Below are 6,374 nucleotides of genomic sequence, written 5' to 3'. Positions count from 1 at the left end.
TAGCTCAAAACCTTCCAATTAGGATACTGGGAGGTTATTTGGCATACGCATTTTTTAATATACCACGTATAGATTTATTCTATCAAAAAATATTGACAAACTATTAGCTGGTTTAGTTTAAGTGAAAACCTTCACAATACAATATTTATTTTAACATAATTATCCAGTGTAGGTAACGTAGCCTTATTTAAAGACCATAAAGTAAATAAACATAGATGCTCTGAGCAGTAGTGTTAATGATGTTTTTGTAGAAGCGCGAATAGAACCATCGCGAACGCGAATAAAGGAGGGGAATAGTTAAGGACAGCTGCAAGCGCAGCTGTCCCTTTTTGTGTGTTTTAAATTTCACTAAGCTTATCAGATACTCTTCTTATTCAATGTGAAGTTTCCGTATGTGCCGTAATTTCTTCGGCCAGGTCATGTTTAACTAAGTGCTCTCCTAGGTGGTCGCTGCTGCAAAAGATTAAATCTTCGTATACCACGCATATGTCTTCTTCAAAGATTTCTCCATTGCAGTAATCACAGTTATAGACCACGATCGCTTGTTGCGGATCACTCGGCAGACCTGCACCAGTTACCATTGGATTTTCAATTTGCATCAAGATTCTCCTTGTTTTAAATATTTAGTTTCACCGAAAATGATTATGCCTTACTTCTCACTAGTTCTTTCAATTGGTTTAATACATCTGCAAACTTCAATTCGTCTGCTTTCTCCCGGAAATCCCGAAACGGGTTGCCTTTCTTTTTCAGTCGTTCCAAGACGGCAGGAATAGAGAATAAATCAGGTTTTAAGGAATCATTTACTTCATCCCAAGTTAACGGTGTCGCAATCAATCCATGTTCCGTTCCTCTCGCTGAATAAGGTGCGATGATGGTTTTTCCTTCATGATGTTGCACATAATCCAAGTACAATTTGTTGTGTCGGTTCTTGATCAGTCGCTCTGTTGTAAACCATTGAGGTTCTTGTTCGCATAAAAAGTCACTCACAAATTTAGTGAACACCCGTGTTTCCTCATAAGAAAAACGATTAACAGGCAAAGGGATATACACTTGCAGTCCTTTCCGGCCAGAAGTTTTCACAAACGCGTTTAAGCCAAATTGATCAAAAATGGCTTTCATTCGTTGTGCGGCCTCAATGGCGAGTGGAAATTCTTGAACAGATGGAGGGTCTAAATCAAAGACAATTTCTGTTGGCTTGTCGGTAGCAATTGTCTGAAAAGGAATGTGAAATTCCAATGCCAGCTGATTCCCGAGCCACAGCAAAGATTCCAGATTATTGCACACCATATGTGTGATGTCATCTGCCTTTGAAGTGTCAAGAAAACCCGGAATTTTGTCAGGCGCATTTTTTTGATAAAAGCTTTCACCCTCCGCACCATGTGGAAAGCGAATCACGGTCAGATGACGGTCCTGCAAGAAAGGCAACATGTGGGGAGAGACATATTGCAAATACAGTAAGTAATCATCTTTGTTCAAACCTAATAATGGCCAAACAGGTTTGTCCGGATTGGTGATTTTCACATTCTCAGGTAAAGGGTAAAGTTGTCGCTGTAATTGTTTCCAATCACAGTCGGAAGGGTCTTGATCAAAGTCAAATGCATGAAAACGAGGTTCCCTTAAATGTTTGCCGTCAAAATCAATACAGGCAATTTCGACGCAAATGGATGGCTCAAGTTCCCATACATTCGAAGAAATCAATGTTCCGTTTGATTCGAATAACGTCTTCAATGTCGTCATTTCTTCTTTTTTCAGGCCATGGCGAAACGTGACAACTTCAATCAACTTTCCTTTGGCGTAAATGGATCCATGGAAAAAGCCATTGTTGTGGTCGTATTTGGATAAAATCACTGTGACATAACGCCAGTTTTTAATTTTCATCCAGTGACCAGTACGTTTATCACTTTGCCATTTGCTCGTTTTTTCCTTGGCGACAATGCCTTCCCCGTTATTTACCTTTACTTGATGCCACAATTTCTTACTGTGTTTGGTTTCTTCCACCATTTGAATGCGCGCCATGTCTTGATAGTTAACGGCTTGTGGCAAGTTGAGGGATTTAAACATTTTACGCATGAACAGTTTGCGCTCTGAGAAAGATAAGCTGTGTTGAATTTCGCCTTTACTCGTTAAAAGATCAAACGCAACATAATGACAAGGGAATTCCTGTGCATGCTGGTTAATGACGCTTTGCGTGCGCATACGACTTCTCATTTGAACAATGGAAAAATTGCTTTGTTGATTATTCACCAAATAAACCAATTCACCGTCTAACATCAAAGGCAAAAACAAGCGGATATCCTGGTAAATATCCTGACAATACGCAATGATTTCCGGAAACATGGGATTGAGCACTTTGCCGTTGCGGCTTTTAAGTATAGGCGTTTCTTCTACCCATTCAAGAAGGCAACGAAAGCCATCGTATTTTACTTCGTACAACCAGTCTTTGCCCGTTGGAATGTCTGTTGCAGCAGTTAACAGCATCGGCTTCAAATTTTTATCCTACTCTCGGTTGTTTTTTCTAGCTTTTGTATTTTTCAGCACCTGATACATAAATTTAGGCAAAAAATGCATAGTAAGAAAAAGAAATAGAGGTGGTGAATCGAATATGCATACGGTTTGGAAAGGAAGCATCAGCTTTGGACTAGTGAATATTCCAGTCAAGCTCCACGCTGCGACAGAAAATAAGGACATTAAATTACGTCAATTACACAAAGAGTGTCATACGCCAATCAATTATCAAAAAGTATGTGAAGGTTGTAAAAAAGAAGTGCAAAGCGAAGATATCGTTAAAGCTTACGAGTATTCGAAAAATAAATTTGTCGTGTTGGACGATGAAGAACTGGAGAAATTGAAAAAAGAAAACGATGATAAAGCAGTGGAAATCATTGATTTCGTGAAATTAGAAGAAATCGATCCCATCTATTTTGAAAGAAGTTATTACATGGCGCCGGATGGGGGAGGAGGAAAAGCGTATTCTCTTCTGAAAAAGGCCCTGACGGAATCCGGGAAAATTGGCGTGGCCAAAATTATGATTCGTTCAAAAGAACAGCTAGCAGTAGTCCGCGTATACGAGGAAATTTTAATAATGGAAACGATTCATTTTCCGGATGAAGTACGAAGTGCCAAAGACGTCCCAAATATTCCGAGTGAACCAGCCATCGTCCAAAAAGAATTGGATACGGCATTGTTATTGGTGGAGCAATTAACAACGAAATTTGAACCCGAAAAATACACCGATGACTACCGTACCGCGTTAATGGAATTGATCGAAGACAAGAAAAATGGTAACAAGACAGTCACTGCAAGCGAAAAACAAGCTGCAGCCCCTTCGAATGTGACCGATTTAATGTCGGCTCTTCAAGCCTCGCTGGATAAAACGAAAAAGAAAAAGCCGGCTCCCCGAAAGAAGAAAGCGGCCAAAACGTCTTAATCATACAGTTAAATACCTTCTACAAAATCGTCCCATTGTTGATGTAAAATCTACATCTACAAAAAAGACGATTTTTTTACATGCATTCATTCATTTTTTAGGGTTTGCAGAATTTTATTAACCAAATCCGGATCAGAGAAAGTGAAATCTTCTACAATAATCCCATTTTCATTAAGTACAAAAAAATTCACTCCATGAAGAACTTGATCACTGTCCTTTGGTTTGTTTACTAATGTTTCAAATTCCTCCACGGCAAATTTCTCAATATCCTCTTGGTCGTATCCACTTAGCAAGTGCCAATTCGAATCATCCTCTGTGAATTGTTCCAAATACAGTTTTAGCTTTTCTGGCGTATCGACTTGTGGGTCGACGCTGAACGAAACCAATTCCACATCCAGTTGTTCTTGCTGAAGCGCTTCCTGAAGATCTGCCATTTTTGCTGTCATCGGTGGGCATACCGTATCACATTCCGTGAAAATAAAGTTGGCAACCCACATGTGTCCATCTAAATCAGACGATCCAAAAGATTCTCCATGTTGATCCGTGAAGGTGAAAGGTGAAATCGAAGGGCGTTCTTCTGGAAAAGGGGAGCAGGCGTTAAGTAACCATGCACTTCCAATCATTAGAACTATCAACCATTTAGTCCTTCGTAACATCAGCATCACGCCCTTTCACATCCACTTGTTTCAATTCAATAGGTAGACGAATCGTTACAGAAATATCACCGGTTGAAGTACTCGTTATTTCAAATGTCCCTTTTTGAATCCTCACAATTTCTTTCACGATGGATAAACCCAGGCCAGTCCCACCAGTTTGGCGATTGCGTGCCTTATCCGTGCGGAAAAAGCGTTCGCCTAATCGCTCAATATCCTGTTGAGAAATCGGCGTCCCTTTATTAATTACCGTAAATAGCATGTCCTGATTTTCTCTAGCTAGCACGATGCCAATGACTGAATTTTCGTTTGAATATTTGACGGCATTGTCGATTACGTTGTAAAAGATTTGCTGCAATCGCTTTTCGTCATTGAAAACAATCAAATCCTCATCAACGTTTAAATCGAAATCGATTTGACGGTTTTGTCTATGGATTCGAAACAAATCACATGTATCAAAGAGAAGCTGTGCAACGACAATGGGGTTGTGCTCAAAATAAAACAAGTCTTCTTGCAAATAATTCAGTTCTACCAAGTCGGCAAGTAACTTTTTCATGCGACTGACTTCTTTCTGGATCGTCTGCAAGTATTCGTGGGTTTCTTCGGGTGTTCTGTCTGTTTGTTTTTGCAATACTTCCGTGTATCCATTGATATAAGTCAATGGCGTACGCATTTCATGGACCATGTTCGCTAAAAAATCGCGTTTCCGTTCATCTTGGTGCTCCAGTGCCTCACTCATATCATTGAAGGCTTGAGCCATTTGACCGATCTCGTCCATTTGACGAATATTTATTCGATTGCTGTATTGTCCTTTGGATACTTCTTTTGATAGATCCTGAATAGCGAGAAGTGGTTGGAAAAGTGCTTTGCGAATTCGGTTCAGCAACCAACTGGTAATCAGAAAGAATACTGTGCCAACGACTAACAAAATGGGAATACTCGAGCCGAATACTTGAGAAAGCCCAGCGAGTGGAACGTAAATGAAAATGTAGCCAATCGCTTTTTCCCCATCCATAACCGGATAAATAGCACCAATCACTTCCTTTTGAAAATGTGCGACATAGCCTTCTTTCATAATCGACTGTCCTGCCATAAGCTTGTCCCTGTCTTTAGCGGCAACCAGTGACTCCTCACCGATGGAATAAGGAAACGAGGCATTCAATTCATCTAACTCATTGACAACAATGACCTCATATTCAGAAACAATGTTGTACCATTGGATTTTTCCGATGATTTCATCTGTCAGTTCCCCATAATGATAGTGCGCGGCTGTTTGCTCACCTTGATATTCCACCGATTCACGAATCGAATTGAGGTAGAGATCTTTGTACAAAAAATGAAGAAATAAAAAGGAGAAAGCGACCGAAAAAGCGATGGTACCAATAAATAGCAAGATGATTTTTTGGTTAAAATTCACCTTCACTTTTTTCATTAGGTCACCTCAAGTTTATAGCCGAGTCCGCGAACCGTTTTGATGAAAGAGCCAGCGCTATGCAATTTTAACCTCAATGTTTTAATATGCGTATCGACCGTGCGCTCTGTACCGCTATATTCCAATCCCCATACCGTTTCCATCAATAAAGTTCGTGTTAATAAATGATTTTGATTGGCCACCAATAAAGACAGCAGGCTGAACTCTTTTCGTGTTAAAGGGATATAAGTACCTTCCACATATGCTTCATGGTTGGTTTCATCTATAAGAATGGGTCCTGCCTTCAGCAGTTTGTTTTTTTGTTTCGCTTGCGTGCTTCTTCGTAACACTGTTTCAATCCGTGCGATCAATTCGCCCGAGTGAAAGGGTTTCACTAAGTAATCATCGGCGCCGAAACGAAGTCCTTTTACTTTATCCCACTCATCCCCACGTGCTGAAAGGAAAATAATCGGGATGTCGGATGTTTTTCGCACTTCTTTTGTTACGGTGTATCCATCGACGTAGGGCATCATCACATCGAGCAGCATAAGATCAATGTTTGCTTTTTTCACAAAGTCCAGTGCGTCCATGCCATTTGCTGCTTCGAGGACTGTGTATCCTTCCGCGACTAGAAATGATTGGATCAAACGACGCATTTCCAGTTCATCATCAACAACTAGAATGGTTCCTAAACTCATGCCTGCTCCTCCTTTTTCGAATCATCAACCGTTACCGAAATCGTATTTTATTTATCATACGACAAGCAAGAGATAAACAACATGTTTTTACATGGTCTAAAAAACAAGTCAATAAATGGACAAATTTGAAAGGTGAAAACTTCACATAAATTTCGTAAAGCGGTGATAAAGTTTGATTCGAATGA

At 40.0% G+C, this 6,374-nt stretch carries 6 protein-coding genes; 1 reads left to right on the top strand and 5 read right to left on the bottom strand.

Annotation, left to right across the window (positions count from 1 at the left end; translation table 11 throughout):
• Positions 1–374: 374 nt before the first annotated feature.
• Both M9R32_RS14280 and M9R32_RS14275 read right to left on the bottom strand, forming a co-directional pair.
• Positions 375–599 (bottom strand): hypothetical protein, encoded by a 225-nt coding sequence (locus M9R32_RS14280; protein WP_269927422.1) that lies wholly within the window; start codon positions 597–599, stop codon positions 375–377.
• A gap of 43 nt (positions 600–642) precedes the next feature.
• A complete protein-coding gene (locus M9R32_RS14275; protein ID WP_269927421.1) occupies positions 643–2,487 on the bottom strand; it encodes a DNA ligase D in 1,845 nt (614 codons plus the stop codon).
• A gap of 115 nt (positions 2,488–2,602) precedes the next feature.
• Here M9R32_RS14275 and ku point away from each other — a divergent pair, with 115 nt between their 5' ends.
• Positions 2,603–3,427 carry a non-homologous end joining protein Ku gene (ku, locus tag M9R32_RS14270; RefSeq protein WP_269927420.1) on the top strand — a complete coding sequence of 275 codons (825 nt, stop codon included), beginning with the start codon at positions 2,603–2,605 and terminating at the stop codon, positions 3,425–3,427.
• Between the two features lie 86 nt (positions 3,428–3,513).
• Here the strand turns inward: ku and M9R32_RS14265 are convergent, their stop codons facing one another.
• The 3 genes from M9R32_RS14265 to M9R32_RS14255 are packed head-to-tail and all read right to left on the bottom strand — an operon-like array spanning position 3,514 to position 6,189.
• Positions 3,514–4,083 carry an SCO family protein gene (locus M9R32_RS14265; RefSeq protein WP_269927419.1) on the bottom strand — a complete coding sequence of 190 codons (570 nt, stop codon included), beginning with the start codon at positions 4,081–4,083 and terminating at the stop codon, positions 3,514–3,516.
• Positions 4,067–5,512: a sensor histidine kinase gene (locus tag M9R32_RS14260; RefSeq protein ID WP_269927418.1), complete on the bottom strand. Its 1,446-nt coding sequence runs from the start codon at positions 5,510–5,512 to the stop codon at positions 4,067–4,069. The genes M9R32_RS14265 and M9R32_RS14260 overlap by 17 nt, the downstream gene beginning before the upstream one ends.
• Positions 5,512–6,189 carry a response regulator transcription factor gene (locus tag M9R32_RS14255; protein WP_269927417.1) on the bottom strand — a complete coding sequence of 226 codons (678 nt, stop codon included), beginning with the start codon at positions 6,187–6,189 and terminating at the stop codon, positions 5,512–5,514. Before M9R32_RS14255 ends, M9R32_RS14260 begins: the two co-directional genes overlap by 1 nt.
• Positions 6,190–6,374: the final 185 nt, after the last annotated feature.

This window comes from Paenisporosarcina quisquiliarum (genome assembly GCF_027563315.1).
Lineage (GTDB): Bacteria > Bacillota > Bacilli > Bacillales_A > Planococcaceae > Paenisporosarcina > Paenisporosarcina quisquiliarum.
This window is presented reverse-complemented; position numbering and strand designations above follow the sequence as displayed.